We start from the raw sequence: 16,818 nt of genomic DNA on the forward strand, positions 1-16,818 counted from the left end.
CCATCTCCTGTTGAGTCATTTGGTTTGACTGGCAAAAAGTTGACCTGTTGGTCAGCTGTTATTGTTTAAGCAAAAATCTGACCAATTAGTCATATTTTGGTTGTCCCGTTGTTATCCACTCAACCCGCTGAACAGGGCTTGCCCAGGGGGCATCGAATGGGTAAGGTTGCCTTATTCTGGTGCATGGGTTCTGTGATTGCTTTAATTCAGATCACAAAAACCGAGCATCCCTAAATTCAGGTGTTAGCCTCTGGCATGAAACGGATTCCCCAGCGACATCGGTGCCACCAGCCGACTGCGGGTCTGATTACTGGACAGAATCACCAGTACTACCACTGTAGCTAAATAGGGGAGTATCGCCAGCAGGTTGGGCGAAACCGCAAAGCCCAGTCCCTGAAATACCAGGTGTAGGATGCTGGCCAGGCCAAATAGCCAAGCGCCTAAGAGTACGCGTTCTGCTTTCCAACTGGCAAACACGACCAGTGCCAGGGCGATCCAGCCGCGTCCGGCGGACATATTTTCTGCCCACAGCGGGGTATACGCCAGCGACAGATAGCCTCCCGCCAGCCCCGCCATCGCTCCACCAAAGATGATCGCCAGATAGCGGGTTTTGAAGACCGGGAGACCAATAGCATTGGCTGCGTGAGGGTTCTCCCCCACCGCTTTGAGGACCAGCCCCGGGCGGGAGTGGTTGATAAACCAGTAAACGGCGCCGAACAGAATAAAGGAGAGATAGACGATCAGGTCCTGGCCAAACAGCATCCGGCCAATGATGGGCAGGTCGGTCAGTACCGGGATAAAGACAGGGTCCAGACCCTCAATGGGTTTGCCAACAAATTCACTGCCGATAAATGCTGACAAACCGGTTCCAAAGATGGTCAGCGCCAGTCCGGTAGCAACCTGATTAGCGCTGAGTTCCATGGTGATCAGACCGAAAATAAGTGACATCAGCACGCCTGCCACCATCGCCAGAATAAATCCAAGTAGCAGGCTGCCAGACAGCAGAGTGACGATAAAGCCGACCACGGCCCCCATCAGCATCATGCCCTCCTGGCCAAGATTCAGCACGCCACTTTTTTCACACACCAGCTCTCCCAGCGCCACGATTAGCAACGGTGTTCCCGTACGGATCATGGCGTAGAGTATATTGGTAATCAGATCTATATCCATGGGGTTATCCTCGGGTCTCAGACGCTAAAGGTGTTAAGGGCGCACTGGTTTTTACTTTTCTGGGGTTGAGGCGTATCCGGAATGAGATCAGCACATCGCAGGCCAGCAGATAAAACAGCAGCATACCCTGAAACAGCCCGGTGAGTGCCAGCGGTAATCCAAGGCTGATCTGCGCCATCTCGCCCCCCATATACAGCAGAGCCATCAGCAGACTGGCCAGCAATATCCCCAGCGGGTGCAGGCGGCCCAGAAACGCCACGATAATGGCGGCATAACCGTATCCGGGCGAGATCTGCGGGATCAGTTGGCCAATGGGGCCGGTCACTTCGCCGACGCCCGCCAGGCCTGCTAGTCCACCGCTCAGCAATAGCGCAAAGTAGGTCAGTCGTTTCTCTTTAAAGCCTGACAGTCGTGCGGCTCCGGCATCCATCCCCATCACTTTGATCTGAAAGCCGTAGAAACTGCGGCTCATCAGAACCCAGACGGCAACCACTGCCAACAGTGCCAGCGCCATCCCAAAATGTACCCGGGTGCCCTCAATTAAAACCGGTAACAGGGCAGAATCACCAAACAGAGCTGATTCGGGAAAGTTGAATCCTTCCGGGTCTTTCAGTGGCCCATGAACCGCCCAGAGCAGAATGTTGAGGGCGATATAGTTCATCATAATGGTGGTCAGGATCTCATTGGTATGGAAGCGCACTTTGAGGATTGCCGCGATACCCGCCCAGAACATACCGCCCAGGATCCCGGCGATCAGGACGATGGGGAGAACCCAGAAGCCCTCTGCTTCAATCAGCTGCAGGGCGATATAACTGCCGAACAGGCCGCCCATCAACAGCTGCCCTTCGGCGCCGATATTCCAGATTTTTGCCTTGAAAACCACCGACAGGCCGATGGCACAGAGCAGTATCGGCGCGGTTTTAACGCAGAGCTCGGCAATCCCGTGGGTATCAGAGATCGGAACGTAGAGAATTGTGATCAGCGCTTCCACAGGATCAACGTTCAGCAGGGTGAACAATAGTAAACCGGTCAGCATCGTCAGTAACGCCGCCAATACCGGTGAAAGATAGGCCATGGTGGCAGAGCGTTCGCCGCGGGGTTCGAGTTTAATCATAGGGTAGCGCTCCCCTCATGGGCGGACTGGCTAAAATCACCGGCCATCATCCGTCCCAGCTCCTGTATTGATGATTCGGGTGTGGGCTTAACCGGGGACAGGGCGCCATTGCAGATTGCACCGATGCGGTCTGATATCAGGAACAGTTCGTCGATATCTTCCGATATCACCAGAATGGCCGTTCCCTTATCACGCAGGCTAATCAGAGCTTTGTGTATGGCGGTTGCTGCACCGATGTCGACCCCCCAGGTGGGGTGGGCCGCGATCAGAATTTTGGGGTTCTGCATGATCTCCCGGCCGATAATAAATTTTTGCAGATTACCGCCAGACAGGCTATCAGCCTGAGCATGGCGGCCGGCGGCTTTGACTCGGTATTGATCGATAATCTGGTCGGCAAATGTTTCGGCTTTTTTCCAGGCCACCATCCCTTTGCTGAGCAGTCCGGAGAGAAACCCTGTGAGTAAGGCATTCTCGGTCAGGCTCATCTCCGGTACAGCGCCACGGCCAAGGCGCTCTTCGGGGACAAACCCCAGTCCCCACCGGCGTCGTTGATCCGGCGGAAGGTCAGCCACAGCATCTCCTGCAAAGGTGATGGTTTTACCATCCGGGCAGAGGTGTTCGCCACTCAGGCTTGCCAGCAGTTCCTCCTGGCCGTTACCGGCGACCCCTGCGATGCCCACTATCTCACCGGCATTCACTGTCAGGTTGATATGTTTCAGATGCACCCCGAACGGATCATCGCTGTGCAGATTCAGGTCAGAGATACAGAGCAGCGGTGTACTCCTCAGTTTTTTTGGGTAGGTGGTGCTGACCGGTGTATCATCGCCAACCATCAGCTTAGCCATGCTGGTGGTATCTTCTTCTGCGGGAACGCACTCGCCGGAAACGCGGCCCGCCCGCAGTACGGTGGCGTTATGACACAGTGCTTTGACTTCGTTCAGTTTATGGCTGATGAACAGGATTGAGCAGCCTTCACTGGCCAGTTGTCGCAACGTAATAAACAGGCTATCCACCTCCTGAGGGGTTAATACGGAGGTGGGTTCATCCAGAATCAGCAGTTTGATGTTCTGAACCAGGCAGCGGACGATCTCTACCCGTTGCCGCTCACCGACGGACAGGGTATGTATCTCCCGTTCTGGATTGATCGTCATACCGTATTTTTCGGACACCGTGCGAATTTTTTCTGCCAGTTGATCCAGTGCGCCGGCATCATCACCCAGTGCCAGGGCGATATTTTCAGTCACGGTCAGGGTTTCAAACAGTGAAAAGTGCTGAAATACCATGCCGATACCCATCTTGCGGGCCTGAGCCGGGTCCTTTACCTCGATGGGTAAACCATCCCAGAGCACCTCGCCACGGTCCGGTTTGACCAGCCCGTAGATCACTTTCATCAGCGTGCTTTTCCCTGCGCCATTCTCACCCAGCAGGGCGTGAATCTCTGCGGGTGCGATGTCCAGGTGGACATCATCGTTAGCCAGACAGCCGGGGTATTGTTTGGTAATGCCGCGCAGGGAGAGTCGTGGGGGCGGTGAATGCTGCTTCACGTGGGCTACCTCGCCGATGATAGAAGAAAAGGAAAACTATACTCAAACAAGCCGATTGAGTCTTGTTTATCTTACAGTTAAGCAAAAAACTGGCCAGATGGTCAGTTTTTGTTTCTCTGGCCGATTAATATTCGCGCTGAACAACCCAACTGGGAGTAGTGTGTGGAAGAGTGACAACATCTCCTGTCGCAATGCACCAGACCGGTTCACCAGTGTCATAACGCTGCACTTTTGCAAGGCATACAAGCAGAGGCGTGGCGCAGGCGGGGCAGACTCACAGATCCCCGGTGATGCCACTGCCTTTGAGAATAATGTGGCAGAGGGTGTTAATCGCTTGTTCGTAGTCCTGGTCATCCAGGCTTTTTTTGCCCAGTGCCGACGAAACCTGCAGGGCAAAATCAGCGTAGTGCTGAGTGCTGGACCACAGCAGGAAAATGAGATGGCTTGGGGTGATGCTGGCATCCAGTTTACCCTGTTGTTGCCACTGCTCGAACACCGCGGTGCGGGAGCGGAACCACTCCTCATAGCCTTCACAGAAGTAAGCCTTTAAATTCGGACCGCCACTGATAATCTCGCTGGCGAAAATTCGTGAGGCCAGAGGATGGTCGCGGGAGAACTCGATTTTTTTGCGGATATACTGCGTCAGGCTCTGAGCTGCGTCATCCTCCGCTTTGAGATTGCTTAAGGTGCTATCCCACAGATCGATAATATCGCTGAGCACGGCGAAATAGAGTCCCAGCTTATTTTTAAAGTAGTAATGGATATTCGCTTTTGGCAGCTCCGCACGGGCGGCGATCTCCCGCATACTGGCCCCTTTGAAGCCGCAGGCGGCAAACTCCTGCTCGGCTGCTGCCAGAATCCGTTGTTCATTGCGCTGGCGAATCCGCCCTGCAGGTTTTTCGCTCTTATGTGAGCTGATCTCTAACAACATGAATCGGTCTCGTATTACCAAACGTTGCGTCAGAATTATAACGTAAAAGAATCCGTCGTTCGGTGATATATTCTGACTCTTTGTAACCCAAGCGGAAACGGAGCCCTGGCGGCTGATCTTTTTGAGAAAACTTTACCATCCCGGTCGCTTTTTTGGTTTCGCTATGGTTTTGATATGGTATCGTTGATTTGAAAGCAAAACTGCTGGAGTTGTAACTTAATGACACAGGATTTTCTGACCACGCCGGCGAAAATTTTAATTACCGGAGCGGATGGACAGATTGGTTATTTTTTAAATCAGGCAACCCGGAATGATCCGTTCTTTTCTGTGGTGGCCTTCACCGATGCGAAACTGGACATCAGCAACCGTCAACAGGTGCAGCAACGGCTGGATGAGCATCTGCCGGACTATGTGATCAATACCGCCGGGTTTAATGCGGTTGACCAGGCTGAAGCTCAGTCTGAGCGTTGCTATGCACTGAACCGGGATGCAGTAGAAAATCTGGCGATGGCCTGTGGCGAGTTATCTATTCCACTGATCCATCTTTCGTCAGACTATGTCTTTGATGGGCACTACGAGAGTGGTTATAAAGAGGATGACCAGGCACGCCCCCTGGGGCTTTATGGTGACAGTAAGTGGCAAGGGGAAGAGGTGTTGCGTGCCGCGTTGCCGCGTCATCTGATTCTCCGGGTCAGTTGGGTATTCAGTACGATTGGCGATAACTTTATGCGCCGGGCACTGCTTCAGGCGCGCCAGGAAGAGGAGATCGTTGCCGCGGATGACCGCCGCGGTTGCCCGACTTCCGCCAGTGATATTGCCCGGGTGATCGTTGCGATACTGAAGCAGTTGCATAATGGTGCCGAAAACTGGGGTACTTACCACTACTGCTGTGCAGAGATCACCACCCGATACGGCTTCACGGAAGCGGTGCTGGCCGCGGCTGGTCAGTATGAAAAACTGAAAGTGGAGAAGCTGATTCCTATCAGTTCTGCCGAGCTGGGCAGTGATGCTGAACGTCCGGCTTCCTCTGTACTGGTCTGTACCAAGCTGCTGAATCACTTTGGTATCCGCCAGTTGCCCTGGCGCAGTCAACTGGTGGCGATGATTCGGGAGCAGTACCAGAATGAAGAGATTAACGATATCACCGCATAGCCGATCTCAGGGAAACGCAGTGTGGTGCAGTGCTACCCAGACGATATAGGCTGCGCAGATCAGCGCCAGAACAAATGCCAGTGTGCGGATTCCTTTCGTTTTCCCCCGTTTCAGGGCGATTGTGCCCAGCACTATATAAGCGATCAGTGCGATCAGCTTTGCTGTCAGCCAGTTATGGGTAAATGGATACTGGCTGATGGTAATGGTGAGGACGATGGCGCTAACCAGCAACAGGGTGTCGATAATATGTGGTGCAATTCTGACCCAGCGTTGTTGCAACTTTTCCGGTGTTGAAAGCATCCAGTACCCGCGCAGGGTGAAAAAAAGTATGCTCAGAGCGGCAAAGGTGATGTGGGTGTGCTTAAGTGCCATGTACATTGCTTGAAAACTCGCCTAACAATTGATTGAATAACTGACTAAAATAATCAGGTATATTCTTACCTAAATACGCAAGAGATACTACCCAGGTATGCAGATAAATCAGAACAACAGTGCCACTCAACTGGTTGATCGGTTTGGCCGGAAAGTTGAATATATCCGTCTGTCGGTCACCGACCGGTGTGATTTCCGCTGTGTCTACTGCATGGCTGAGGAGATGCAGTTCCTGCCCCGCAGTGAAGTGTTATCGCTGGAAGAACTGTATCTGGTGGCCCGGGCTTTTGTCGAGCTGGGGGTGAATAAGATCCGTCTTACCGGTGGTGAGCCGCTGGTACGGCGGGGGATCCTGACGCTGGTGGAGCAGTTGGGTCAGCTACCGGCTGAGCTGCTGATCACTACGAATGGTTCACAGTTATCCGGTATGGCTGCTGATCTCAAACGGCTGGGAGTGGATCGACTGAACATTAGTCTGGATAGTCTGCAGCCGGATAAATTTAAACGCTTAACCCGCACCGGGCGACTTGAACAGGTATTAGCGGGGATTGATGCGGCGATAGCCGCAGGGTTTAAGCGGATTAAACTCAATGCGGTGGTGTTGAAAGGGCGTAATGATGATGAGGTACTGGATCTTATCGCGTTTGCCCGTCACAAAGGTGTGGATATCACCTTTATCGAAGAGATGCCGCTGGGTGCGATCACCGAACATGATCGTGCCGAGGTGTATTGCTCCAGTGATGAGCTGCTGGAGATGATCTCCGCTGAGTATGCACTGATCGACAGTGATGAGAAAACCGGCGGGCCTTCCCGCTATTACCGTATGGCCGATAGCGACAGCCGGATAGGTTTTATCTCCCCTCACAGCCATAATTTCTGTAGTGAGTGTAACCGGGTGCGGATGACCGTGGAGGGACGTCTGCTGCTCTGTCTGGGCAATGAACACTCTATGGATCTGCGCCGGGTGATCCGGGAACACCCCAGCGATATTGAGGTGCTGAAACAGCATCTGATCCAGGCAATGGAGCTGAAACCCGAGCAGCATCATTTTGATCTGGCTGATGAAACACCACAGATTGTCAGGTTTATGAATATGACCGGAGGCTGAGCTGAATGGATTAATTTAAAGAATTGGTAAAGTGCGCTGAAATTATTCCTATCTCCCTGTAAAATACCCGCCTTAATATTCGCAGTGCCTCAGGAGGCAGAATGGCAGCCAGCTCTATCAATGATCCATTTCAGAATATCCGCCCCTACCATGATAGTGAGGTAAGTGATGTTCTGAACCGGCTGATCCATGACGATGAACTTATCTCAGTATTGACCCGATATCAGTTTCCCCAGATGGCATCTCTGTTTGGCTGGTTGCTGAAACCCGCAGTACGCATATATCTGGCGCAGAAAACCGGAGAGATTGAAAGTATTCAGGACTTTCAGTTACTGATTGCCGGCTATATGACCAAGATGATTGGGCGTACCACTAGCCGTCTTTCCTGCAGCGGTATTGAAAATCTTGAACAGGATGAGGCATACCTGTTTGTGTCAAACCACCGGGATATAGCGATGGACCCGGCATTTGTTAACTGGGCGTTGTATCAGAACGGTTTTGATACCCTGCGTATCGCCATTGGTGATAACCTGCTGCGCAAGCCCTATGTGTCTGATCTGATGCGGCTTAATAAGAGTTTTATTGTCAACCGTTCGGCGAAAGGGCGGGAGGTGCTCACCGCTTTAGGTCAATTGTCCGCTTATATTGACCACTCGTTAGTGCAGGATGAGGCGAGTGTCTGGATTGCGCAGCGGGAAGGGCGGGCTAAGGATGGTAATGATTTTACCGATCCCGCTATTCTGAAAATGTTCTATATGGCGCACCGCAAACAGCGCAGCTTTGCAGAGTTTCTTGAGCGGGTAAAAATCGTGCCTGTTTCAATCTCCTATGAGTATGACCCCTGTGACCGGGCCAAAGCTCAGGAGCTGGATTGCAAGTCTCAGGGGGGGGAATACCAGAAAGCTCAGTTTGAAGATATCGACAGTATTGTTACCGGGATTACCGGCAATAAGGGCCATGTGCATGTTGCGTTTGGCGACGTGATTACCGATAAGAATACTCCGGAAGAGCTGGCGACTGAGATCGACCGGCAGATTATAGACAACTATTATCTGCATCCCTCCAACTTATTGGCGGCTGGAGTTGATCAGGACAGCATCAGCGATGAGCAGAAAACGCTGTTCGCAGCCCGTACCGAGGGACTATCCGAGTCTGCGGCAAAAATTTTGCGACAGATGTATGCCAATCCGGTATTGAATAAACAGAAACCTCAGGAGGTTGCATGAGCCGTTTGACGCACCTGGATGAGAAAGGGCATGCGAATATGGTGGATGTTTCTGGCAAGGCCGTCACCACCCGCGAGGCGACAGCTCAGGCTGTGGTTAAGATGCTGCCCGAAACGCTGCATATGATTTCGGCGGGAGAACATAAAAAAGGTGATGTGCTGGCAGTGGCCAGAATCGCCGGTATTCAGGCGGCCAAACGCTGTTCTGATCTGATCCCTCTATGTCATCCGCTGATGCTGAGTAAGGTCTCTGTTGAACTGACGCCTAAGCCGGAGTCAGATGCGGTGTTGATTCTGGCGACCTGTAAACTGGCAGGCCAGACCGGGGTTGAGATGGAAGCGCTGACCGCTGCATCGGTTGCCGCCCTGACGATCTATGATATGTGCAAAGCGGTGGATAAAGGGATGGTTATCTCTGAGGTTAAACTGTTAGAGAAGCGTGGCGGGAAAAGTGGCCACTGGCAGGTGAGTCCTTGAAACCTGTTGTAAACATTGATGAAAGTGCCCAAAAGGAAGATCAGGCGATGATGCGAAAACCCTCACTGTTTTTATACCTGCGGGCGACGCTCTTTTATATTGTTTTTTATCCGGTCACCCTGGTGTTTGCTGCGTTCTGTCTGCTGGTGGGCTGGGCGTTGCCCTTTCGTCCCCGTTTTAAGCTCTTCACGCTGATGAACTACTTCACCATGTTATGGCTCTATCTCACCTGTGGAGTCAGATACCGGGTTGAGGGGCGGGAAAACCTGCCTTCAGGGAGTGAAGGGGCCTATGTGGTGGTTGCTAACCACTCCAGTGAATGGGAGACATTTTTTTTGCAGACCCTGATTCGTCCGCAGAGTGCGGTGTTGAAGCAGGAGCTGTTAAAAATTCCTTTTTTTGGCTGGGCTCTGGGGATGTTAAAGCCGATTGCGCTGGATCGCAGTAAGCGGCGGGGGGCTTTAAAGCAGTTGCTGACTCAGGGTAAAGAGCGTCTCGAAGAGGGGATTAACGTCGTTATCTTTCCTCAGGGGACCCGGGTCGAAACCGGCAAACTGGGTAAGTTCAATAAAGGCGGTGCGATGCTGGCGGCCAGTGCTCAGGTGCCTGTTGTGCCGTTAGCGCATAATGCCGGGCTCTTCTGGCCGGGCAAAAGTTATGTCAAATATCCGGGGACAATTACGGTGCGGGTCGGGATTCCTGTGCCGGTGGCTGATCGTTCCGTTGATGAGATCCACACTGACTCAATCGGCTGGCTGGAAGCGCAGATGCGTGACCTGAAGGTGGTCGATGATGATGCTGTGTAACAGACAGGAATAATAAAAAAAACCGCCGGAAGGCGGTTTTTTTTATCGGCTAAAATGCTCAGTCGGTGTATTTCTGGAACACCAGTGTAGAGTTAGTGCCGCCGAAACCGAAGCTGTTAGACATCACCCGTTGCAGATCAACATTGTCACGACGTTCGGTGACAACCGGCAGGCCTTCCGCCGCAGGATCCAGCTCCTCAATATTCGCTGATGCACAGATAAAGTTGTTTTCCATCATCAGCAGGCTGTAGATCGCTTCCTGAACACCGGTAGCGCCCAGAGAATGACCGGTCAGTGACTTGGTAGAGCTGACAGGTGGCATCTGATCACCGAAGGTCTCTTTCATCGCCTTCAGCTCCTGAATATCACCCGCGGGTGTAGAGGTGCCGTGGGAGTTGATGTAATCGATACTGCCATTAACGGTGCTCATCGCTTGCTGCATACAGCGCACAGCGCCTTCACCGGACGGGGCAACCATGTCATAGCCATCGGAAGTGGCACCATAACCGACCAGTTCGCCATAGATCTTGGCGCCACGGGCTTTGGCGTGTTCCAGCTCTTCCAGAACCAGCATGCCGCCACCACCTGCGATAACAAAACCATCACGGTTGGCATCATAGGCACGGGACGCTTTCTCCGGAGTGTCGTTATATTTGCTGGACAAAGCGCCCATGGCATCAAACATCACACTCAGGGACCAGTGCAGCTCTTCACCGCCGCCCGCGAAAACAATATCCTGCTTGTTCAGCTGGATCTGTTCCATCGCATTACCGATACAGTGGGCGCTGGTAGCACAGGCAGACGTAATGGAGTAGTTAACACCCTTAATCTTGAAAGGGGTTGCCAGACAGGCCGAAACGGTAGATCCCATGGTGCGGGTTACCCGGTAAGGTCCAACGCGGCGAACGCCCTTAGTACGCAGAATATCCGCCGTTTCAACGATATCAGCAGAGGATGCGCCGCCGGAACCTGCCACCAGGCCGGTGCGCACGTTAGATACCATATCTTCGCTCAGGTTGGCGTCTTTGATCGCCTGCTCCATAGACAGATACGCATAAGCTGCAGCATCACCCATGAAACGCACCAGTTTGCGGTCTATCAGGTCTGTGTAATCCAGATCAATACTGCCAGCTACCTGGCTGCGAAACCCCATCTCTTTATACTCTTCCTGAAATTTGATGCCGGAACGGCCCTCTTTCAGTGAGTCCAGGACGGCTTCTTTATCAGTACCCAGGCAAGATACGATACCCATTCCGGTAACAACGACACGTCTCATAGGATGCCTCTTTTATTCAGTAAAAACATTGTAAGTATAGATCTACAGCAGAGCTAAAGCCTGCATTCAGGCTTATAAGATTAGAAGCTATCGGTAGATACGAACAGGCCTACACGCAGATCTTTCGCAGTGTATATCTCGCGGCCATCGACTGAAACGGAGCCATCAGCGATACCCATCACCAGTTTACGTTCAATAACCCGTGACAGATCGATACGGTAGGTCACTTTTTTTGCTGTTGGCAGAATCTGGCCTGTGAACTTCACTTCACCACAACCCAGTGCACGACCGCGACCTTTATTGCCACGCCAGCCCAGGAAGAAGCCAACGATCTGCCACATAGCGTCCAGGCCTAAGCAACCAGGCATTACCGGATCAGTTGGAAAGTGACAGTCGAAGAACCACAGGTCAGGATGGATATCCAGCTCCGCTTCGATATAGCCTTTGCCATATTTTCCACCTTCGCCGGTGATCATAGTGACGCGGTCCATCATTAACATGTTGCCGACGGGCAGTCGTGCATTGCCCTCGCCGAACATTTCACCATGACCGCACTGAAGAAGTTCTTCTCGATTGAATGAGGAAGGTTTTGTCATCTGAGCTGTATATCCACTTTTTTTTAAGCCAAAATATCGGGGGATTATACCGGGTTAGTGGTCTGGGATCACGACCTGTATCACCAAAAACGGAAAATTCGGCCAGATTAGGTCGTTTTTGAGGGCTTCAGAGAAAATGCACAGCGAATTTTGGCACGAACGTTGGCGTAGCGGCCGCATCGGTTTTCATCAGCAGCAGGTTAACCCTTTACTGCAGCGTCACTGGCCTTATTTGCAAGACTCTGGTGAGGGGCGGGTGCTGGTGCCGTTGTGTGGCAAAAGCCTGGATATGCTCTGGTTGCGGGAGCAGGGGCATGAAGTCACCGGCGTTGAATTGAACCTGCTGGCATGCGAAGCATTCTGGTCTGAACAGTCGGTAGCGGTTGACGCGCAGCAGGTGGGTGAGTTTATCGTGCGTCATAAGGACGGACTTCGACTGCTCTGTGGGGATTTCTTTGCGCTACCAGCTGAAGAGTTTGAACAGATCGCCTGGGTCTATGATCGTGCCGCACTGATCGCATTTCCTGAACCGATGCGTCAACGCTATGCCCGGATGTTATTAGAAAGGCTGCCTCCCGGCGTTGGCATGTTGTTGATAACCCTTGAGTTCAATGATGCAGAAGGCCCGCCCTTTTCCGTAACCGGGGACGAGGTTCAGGCACTTTATGGCGATCGCTTTAGCATTGAAAAGCTTACGGCACAGAGGGGTGTTGGTCGGGGAGGGCGTGCAGAAGTGGAGTCGGCTTATATCCTGAGGGATAAGGGAGACGACTGAATATGCACTCTGAATATATTAATGCAATGCGGGATAGCATGTTGATGTTACTGCTTTGCATCAATAATAATTTAAGCAGTGATTGCTCTATTATGACTTGGGCTTCCAGACCCATTGCTTCCATTCATCCATGAAGGAAAGGTTGGCAGGGTCGCCGCACAAGTGTTCTTCAAGCAGTGATAAATATGCTGTAGCCCAGCACTGAATGAAGTCATCTTCAGATTGATTTTGTTTCGGGCTTGGCAATTCTTGTAAATCAATATGAATGCGATTGTTTTGTGTCCAGCGTGCTTGCATCCAAACCAACGGTGTTCCTCGGCGATAGGCCAGTCTTGGCAGCAATGTTGAAAGCGTTAATGTCCCTCGAAGGAAATTAAAGCTTATGCCTTCTTTTCCGCGAGACATGTCAGGGGCGGTAACTAATATTTCATTATGGTTTAGGCGTTTCGACAGTTGGCGTAGTTCGCTCGTCGGATTGGCCGTTAAAAAGATGGTTTCAAGTTGAGGCTTAAGCTCTCTGCCTGTGGAGGCCACAACGGATAATGGATAGTTATTTCGGTGAAGCTGGATTATGCTGCATACTGATGGGCCGTGGTGACTAGAAACTGCAATGAGTCCTCGGCCTTTTGTTAAAAGTCGGTCTATAAGATTTAAATTAATAGGATCAATAGGGTAATTACACCACTTAGGTGTATAGGATTGGCAGTCTTGGATAAATGTACCTTGTATTAGAGTGTTTGCTTGTACCCCCCAGTGAGCACGCTTATACCATGCATCGAATGATTCAGTTGATTGGTTAGCCAATAACCAGGCAAACCAGGCATTATTAATAGGTACTGGTTGGGAAGGCGCTTCAATATTGTCGATGTTCTCTTGAATATTAGCACTCGGCAATTGATCGGGCACGTGATTCTGAGCAACCAGCCGATCATGCTGATTGGCCTCTTTGTGTCGTCCCATAATTCGAAGAATATCTAAATAGCGTATGAACGCTTGTGAATTTTCTGGCTGCTTCTCATACTGTTGGCGGAATATTTCCAGCTTGCCAAGGTCTGACCTCAGAGTTATGCAAGCTGAAAATAGGATGTTGAGTGCGGATTGGTCGTACTCAAACATGCTTTCAAAATCTTCGATGGCCTTTATGCAGTTATCTAACTGGCCGGATTGGGCATAATTAAGAATCAGAAGTTCATGAAAAAGCTGACAATCTTTCTCGGAAATTGATTGTTTGAGTATCTCAGTAATTTTTTCTGTTTGTCCCAAAAGCTTTAGGCGTTGGATATAAATATCAAGCGTTCTCGGGTCTTGTTGATACGCTAATTCCGCTGACTGTAGGGATTCTGAAAAAAAACCAAGCCGATACTGCAAGTGGGATTTAATGATATTGTTTTCATTATTATTTAACTTTTTAAGAAACGGCTGATATTCATTAGCTTTGTCAATCGATAGTAATAACCATCCATGTAAGTTTTTTGACGCTTCTGATGGTTTAGGGGTTTCAATGAGTTTTCTTGTAATACCCAGTGCTTCTATAAAGCGTCCCTGCTTATGTAAAGAGGAAGCTTTGATTCGTGCCACAAACTCACTTTCTGATATCAGAAGTTCCGCCTTGGCAATGTGTTCATCCAATTCAGTATAGCGTTTTAAAAAGAGTAGTGATGATAGCAGCATTCGGTGAGCCGGTTCGTGCGTTGGCTCAATTTCGAGTATGCGCTGTAGCAAAGGGAGGGCTTCATCTCTGCTCTCTGATTGTATATAAAGTTCTGCCAGTCGATGCCATAAAGCGGGATTATCTGTATTCTCACAGTTTTTAAAAACAGTAATCGCTTCAGCTTTGGATAGATATTTCGTGCATATATTAACAAAGGGATAGCCTTGGTGGTGTGTTAGTGCTATTTGAAGAGTTGTTTGAATTTCAAGGGCATTGCGATTCAATATTGCCAGTGTCAGAGTTGCTTTTAATGCCGACTGATTGAGGGGATCTTTCGTTAATACTGCTTGTGCTAAGTGGTGGTTTTCATCGTTGCTTTCCAGTTTATCCGCCTGCATCAGGATGTTTAGTAACTGGACTTTTGCCCAAAAAAACTCAGGCTGGTCGATGATTAATTGGCGGAGCTTGAATTCTGCTAGTTGGAGATCCCCTGATTGCTGATTTAGAAGTGCGTCTCTATATCGCAGGCCTGTATGTTTAGGGTTAATGATTAGGGCATGCTCCAGGGTGGCTTTGGCTTCGCTAAATTGTCCATCCGCTCTCTGCTTATCAATCGTTGTAAGTAGTGCCGCTACATTATCGACAGTCGTTTGTGATTGCTCAGACATCAGTTATTTCTCTGCTTATACCTATTTGCGCGTGCTCTTGTACATGCCAGATATCAATAAAGCGAAAATCTGCTCGTTCACCAAAGCGCTGGTCAATACGCGCTATCAGCTGTTTTAATTTAGCCAGTGATTCTGGCGAATTCCGGTTAAATCGATGCAATCGTGGGTTGTGAAAGTAGACCATTGATTCGCGCCTGGATAAAGCAGGTGCTTCTGCGTTGGCAGGAGGAACAAACCACTTATAAGCTGGTCTGGGCATGGGTTCTCTATGTTGATACTCTGAATGACGTGTTAACTCAACCCGTAGGCCGTTTATACAGATGACCCTAATGTTTTTTCTGAGTGCAAAATTCAGCGCCTCTGCTGCCGTCTGTACAACAGGCTCACCTTTGTCATTGAGAGAGGTGTTACAAATTATAGGCACGCCTGTCTGCTGAGCAAACTCGGTGATTAATTCATACAGCCGAGGATTATCCTGTTTTTCTAAGGTCTGAACTCGGGCGGAGGCGTCGAGATGGCATATACCTGGGACGTACGGCCGCTTTTCCTTCTTTACATTAAAAGTATGAAGCATGTAAGGAGATGGGTAGTCCAGATCAAACCATTCGCGAGATTGCTCCGCCAGGATAATCGGAGCAACAGGTCGCCACCACTCTCGTTTTTTGATCTGATTGAGTGTGTTACGAGAATCGATTGTGCGGGGGTCTGAGAGCAGGCTACGCTGCCCTAAGGCTCTTGGGCCAATCTCGCTGCCACCTTCAAACCAGGCGATGGGGCCTTGAATCAGATCGTTAGTAAGTATTGCCGGAGAAGCTAATGACACGTTTTTGATATGCAGAGAAAATTCTTCGCTTTCCATGGTTGCTTGAAAATGAGTGTCTTCTGGGCCTAGTGCACTACCCGCTAAGCGAAAATGAAACGGCCCTAACTGGTGTCGAAAGTAATGAAGGCCTATGCCTAACGACATTCCCGAGTCGTTTACACATGGAGGGGCAATAAATCCGCAAAAGCCGAATTTTTTCATTAAGGCGCTATTGCTTGGGCAGTTTAAGGCGTAACCCCCCGTAATTGATAACCAGGTTTGTTCAGGTTGAATATTGAACTGCCGGATGATTTCTTGAATGGTTTCTGCAACGATGGTGATCGACTCTTGCTGAATCACTTTAGCTAGCATGCTGATTCGATTTTCCTCGTCGCTGAAACGCGAGTCTAAATATTTGATGTGTGAATTGTCTTTGCTTAGATCCAATGCCCATATTTCTTCTACTAGATCGCCAAACCACATTGATACTTGCGGTACGTCTGAAACGGTTTTGAGTTTGGGAGAGGGTGGAACAGGTCCCTGGTATTTGGTCGTAGCTGCAGAGCCTAACGCCATCAGGCTGCCTTCAGCCATGGAAAGATGCTGTCGCATAAAAGCCCAAAGTACCGCAGGAGAGGGAACTGTAAAGGTGTCCATTTTGCCTTCACTAATCCAGGCGCCAGTGTAGTACTGCTTGGCTCGACATTCGCTATCCAGGACAGTGTCCGGTCCTCCATCAAGCGCTAGTGCTAGAATTGATCCATTGTTAAATAGCTTAGAATTTAGTAATGCCCCGGAATAAAGGTGGCATATATTATGATATGCAAGCTCTGGGTCAGGTTGTTGGGTGTTTGGAGTTTCCCCTAAACCTGGTGTTCCAATAATTGCCTGAAGATCTGAGCTATTTAGGTTTAGCTCTGAGAGTTGCTCATTTATAAAGTCAATTGCGTGTTCTACCGATGGAAAGGACATGGAATGATGTTTCATTCCCGTGAGTCGTTCAAACTCCCAAAAACGTATTAACTCGAGTTTGCTGTCCTTTAGTTTCCAAAGAGCCATGTTCTGATCATGGCGAACACCTACATTAGTTTGTGCCGCAAGTAGATCGATATGGCTGTAAATAGATAGATAGAATCCATTGTTCATCGCTT

At 50.2% G+C, this 16,818-nt stretch carries 15 protein-coding genes; 6 read left to right on the plus strand and 9 right to left on the minus strand.

Going from position 1 to position 16,818, the window contains the following annotated elements:
* Nucleotides 1–243: 243 nt before the first annotated feature.
* The 4 genes from JW499_RS15210 to JW499_RS15225 form a co-directional block, all read right to left on the minus strand.
* Nucleotides 244–1,170, minus strand: coding sequence for an ABC transporter permease (locus JW499_RS15210; protein WP_205211384.1), 927 nt, complete (start codon nucleotides 1,168–1,170; stop codon nucleotides 244–246).
* 4 nt (nucleotides 1,171–1,174) lie between these two features.
* Entirely contained in the window at nucleotides 1,175–2,284 is a 1,110-nt protein-coding gene (locus tag JW499_RS15215) for an ABC transporter permease (RefSeq protein WP_205211385.1), read from the minus strand.
* Complete coding sequence (locus JW499_RS15220; RefSeq protein WP_205211386.1) at nucleotides 2,281–3,828, minus strand: ABC transporter ATP-binding protein; 1,548 nt, start codon at nucleotides 3,826–3,828, stop codon at nucleotides 2,281–2,283. Before JW499_RS15220 ends, JW499_RS15215 begins: the two co-directional genes overlap by 4 nt.
* Nucleotides 3,829–4,102: 274 nt before the next feature.
* Nucleotides 4,103–4,759, minus strand: a complete 657-nt coding sequence (locus JW499_RS15225; RefSeq protein ID WP_205211387.1) for a TetR/AcrR family transcriptional regulator — start codon at nucleotides 4,757–4,759, stop codon at nucleotides 4,103–4,105.
* A gap of 219 nt (nucleotides 4,760–4,978) precedes the next feature.
* On the opposite strand from JW499_RS15225, the gene rfbD reads away from it, so the two are divergent.
* Complete coding sequence (gene rfbD / locus JW499_RS15230; RefSeq protein ID WP_205211388.1) at nucleotides 4,979–5,911, plus strand: dTDP-4-dehydrorhamnose reductase; 933 nt, start codon at nucleotides 4,979–4,981, stop codon at nucleotides 5,909–5,911.
* Nucleotides 5,912–5,917: 6 nt separating this feature from the next.
* On the opposite strand, the gene JW499_RS15235 is transcribed toward rfbD, so the two are convergent.
* Complete coding sequence (locus tag JW499_RS15235; protein WP_232846446.1) at nucleotides 5,918–6,283, minus strand: SirB2 family protein; 366 nt, start codon at nucleotides 6,281–6,283, stop codon at nucleotides 5,918–5,920.
* Nucleotides 6,284–6,380: 97 nt separating this feature from the next.
* Here JW499_RS15235 and moaA point away from each other — a divergent pair, with 97 nt between their 5' ends.
* The 4 genes from moaA (at nucleotide 6,381) to JW499_RS15255 (ending at nucleotide 9,899) form a co-directional block, all read left to right on the plus strand.
* Complete coding sequence (moaA, locus tag JW499_RS15240; RefSeq protein ID WP_205211390.1) at nucleotides 6,381–7,391, plus strand: GTP 3',8-cyclase MoaA; 1,011 nt, start codon at nucleotides 6,381–6,383, stop codon at nucleotides 7,389–7,391.
* 101 nt (nucleotides 7,392–7,492) lie between these two features.
* A complete protein-coding gene (locus JW499_RS15245; protein ID WP_205211391.1) occupies nucleotides 7,493–8,617 on the plus strand; it encodes a 1-acyl-sn-glycerol-3-phosphate acyltransferase in 1,125 nt (374 codons plus the stop codon).
* Nucleotides 8,614–9,093, plus strand: coding sequence for a cyclic pyranopterin monophosphate synthase MoaC (moaC, locus tag JW499_RS15250; RefSeq protein ID WP_205211392.1), 480 nt, complete (start codon nucleotides 8,614–8,616; stop codon nucleotides 9,091–9,093). The genes JW499_RS15245 and moaC overlap by 4 nt, the downstream gene beginning before the upstream one ends.
* Before the next feature lie 47 nt (nucleotides 9,094–9,140).
* Entirely contained in the window at nucleotides 9,141–9,899 is a 759-nt protein-coding gene (locus JW499_RS15255) for a lysophospholipid acyltransferase family protein (RefSeq protein WP_205211426.1), read from the plus strand.
* A gap of 58 nt (nucleotides 9,900–9,957) precedes the next feature.
* Here the strand turns inward: JW499_RS15255 and fabB are convergent, their stop codons facing one another.
* Together fabB and fabA are read right to left on the minus strand one after the other, a co-directional pair.
* Nucleotides 9,958–11,175 (minus strand): beta-ketoacyl-ACP synthase I, encoded by a 1,218-nt coding sequence (gene fabB, locus JW499_RS15260; RefSeq protein WP_205211393.1) that lies wholly within the window; start codon nucleotides 11,173–11,175, stop codon nucleotides 9,958–9,960.
* 80 nt (nucleotides 11,176–11,255) lie between these two features.
* Entirely contained in the window at nucleotides 11,256–11,771 is a 516-nt protein-coding gene (fabA, locus tag JW499_RS15265) for a bifunctional 3-hydroxydecanoyl-ACP dehydratase/trans-2-decenoyl-ACP isomerase (RefSeq protein WP_091361787.1), read from the minus strand.
* 136 nt (nucleotides 11,772–11,907) lie between these two features.
* Between fabA and JW499_RS15270 the strand changes: the two genes are divergently transcribed.
* Nucleotides 11,908–12,546, plus strand: coding sequence for a thiopurine S-methyltransferase (locus JW499_RS15270; RefSeq protein WP_205211394.1), 639 nt, complete (start codon nucleotides 11,908–11,910; stop codon nucleotides 12,544–12,546).
* 90 nt (nucleotides 12,547–12,636) lie between these two features.
* On the opposite strand, the gene JW499_RS15275 is transcribed toward JW499_RS15270, so the two are convergent.
* Together JW499_RS15275 and JW499_RS15280 are read right to left on the minus strand one after the other, a co-directional pair.
* Nucleotides 12,637–14,865, minus strand: a complete 2,229-nt coding sequence (locus JW499_RS15275; RefSeq protein WP_205211395.1) for a tetratricopeptide repeat protein — start codon at nucleotides 14,863–14,865, stop codon at nucleotides 12,637–12,639.
* Nucleotides 14,858–16,813, minus strand: a complete 1,956-nt coding sequence (locus tag JW499_RS15280) for a carbamoyltransferase C-terminal domain-containing protein (RefSeq protein WP_205211396.1) — start codon at nucleotides 16,811–16,813, stop codon at nucleotides 14,858–14,860. Before JW499_RS15280 ends, JW499_RS15275 begins: the two co-directional genes overlap by 8 nt.
* Nucleotides 16,814–16,818 lie beyond the last annotated feature (5 nt).

The sequence above is a fragment of the Amphritea pacifica genome, assembly GCF_016924145.1.
GTDB classification, from domain to species: Bacteria; Pseudomonadota; Gammaproteobacteria; order Pseudomonadales; family Balneatricaceae; genus Amphritea; species Amphritea pacifica.

Bases quoted from the DNA above. Each gene is read 5' to 3' on its own strand.
- JW499_RS15210 (WP_205211384.1), bottom strand. From the start codon at position 1,170: ATGGATATAGATCTGATTACCAATATACTCTACGCCATGATCCGTACG.
- JW499_RS15215 (WP_205211385.1), bottom strand. From the start codon at position 2,284: ATGATTAAACTCGAACCCCGCGGCGAACGCTCTGCCACCATGGCCTAT.
- JW499_RS15225 (WP_205211387.1), bottom strand. From the start codon at position 4,759: ATGTTGTTAGAGATCAGCTCACATAAGAGCGAAAAACCTGCAGGGCGG.
- rfbD (WP_205211388.1), top strand. From the start codon at position 4,979: ATGACACAGGATTTTCTGACCACGCCGGCGAAAATTTTAATTACCGGA.
- JW499_RS15235 (WP_232846446.1), bottom strand. From the start codon at position 6,283: ATGGCACTTAAGCACACCCACATCACCTTTGCCGCTCTGAGCATACTT.
- moaA (WP_205211390.1), top strand. From the start codon at position 6,381: ATGCAGATAAATCAGAACAACAGTGCCACTCAACTGGTTGATCGGTTT.
- JW499_RS15245 (WP_205211391.1), top strand. From the start codon at position 7,493: ATGGCAGCCAGCTCTATCAATGATCCATTTCAGAATATCCGCCCCTAC.
- moaC (WP_205211392.1), top strand. From the start codon at position 8,614: ATGAGCCGTTTGACGCACCTGGATGAGAAAGGGCATGCGAATATGGTG.
- JW499_RS15255 (WP_205211426.1), top strand. From the start codon at position 9,141: ATGATGCGAAAACCCTCACTGTTTTTATACCTGCGGGCGACGCTCTTT.
- fabB (WP_205211393.1), bottom strand. From the start codon at position 11,175: ATGAGACGTGTCGTTGTTACCGGAATGGGTATCGTATCTTGCCTGGGT.
- fabA (WP_091361787.1), bottom strand. From the start codon at position 11,771: ATGACAAAACCTTCCTCATTCAATCGAGAAGAACTTCTTCAGTGCGGT.
- JW499_RS15270 (WP_205211394.1), top strand. From the start codon at position 11,908: ATGCACAGCGAATTTTGGCACGAACGTTGGCGTAGCGGCCGCATCGGT.
- JW499_RS15275 (WP_205211395.1), bottom strand. From the start codon at position 14,865: ATGTCTGAGCAATCACAAACGACTGTCGATAATGTAGCGGCACTACTT.
- JW499_RS15280 (WP_205211396.1), bottom strand. From the start codon at position 16,813: ATGAACAATGGATTCTATCTATCTATTTACAGCCATATCGATCTACTT.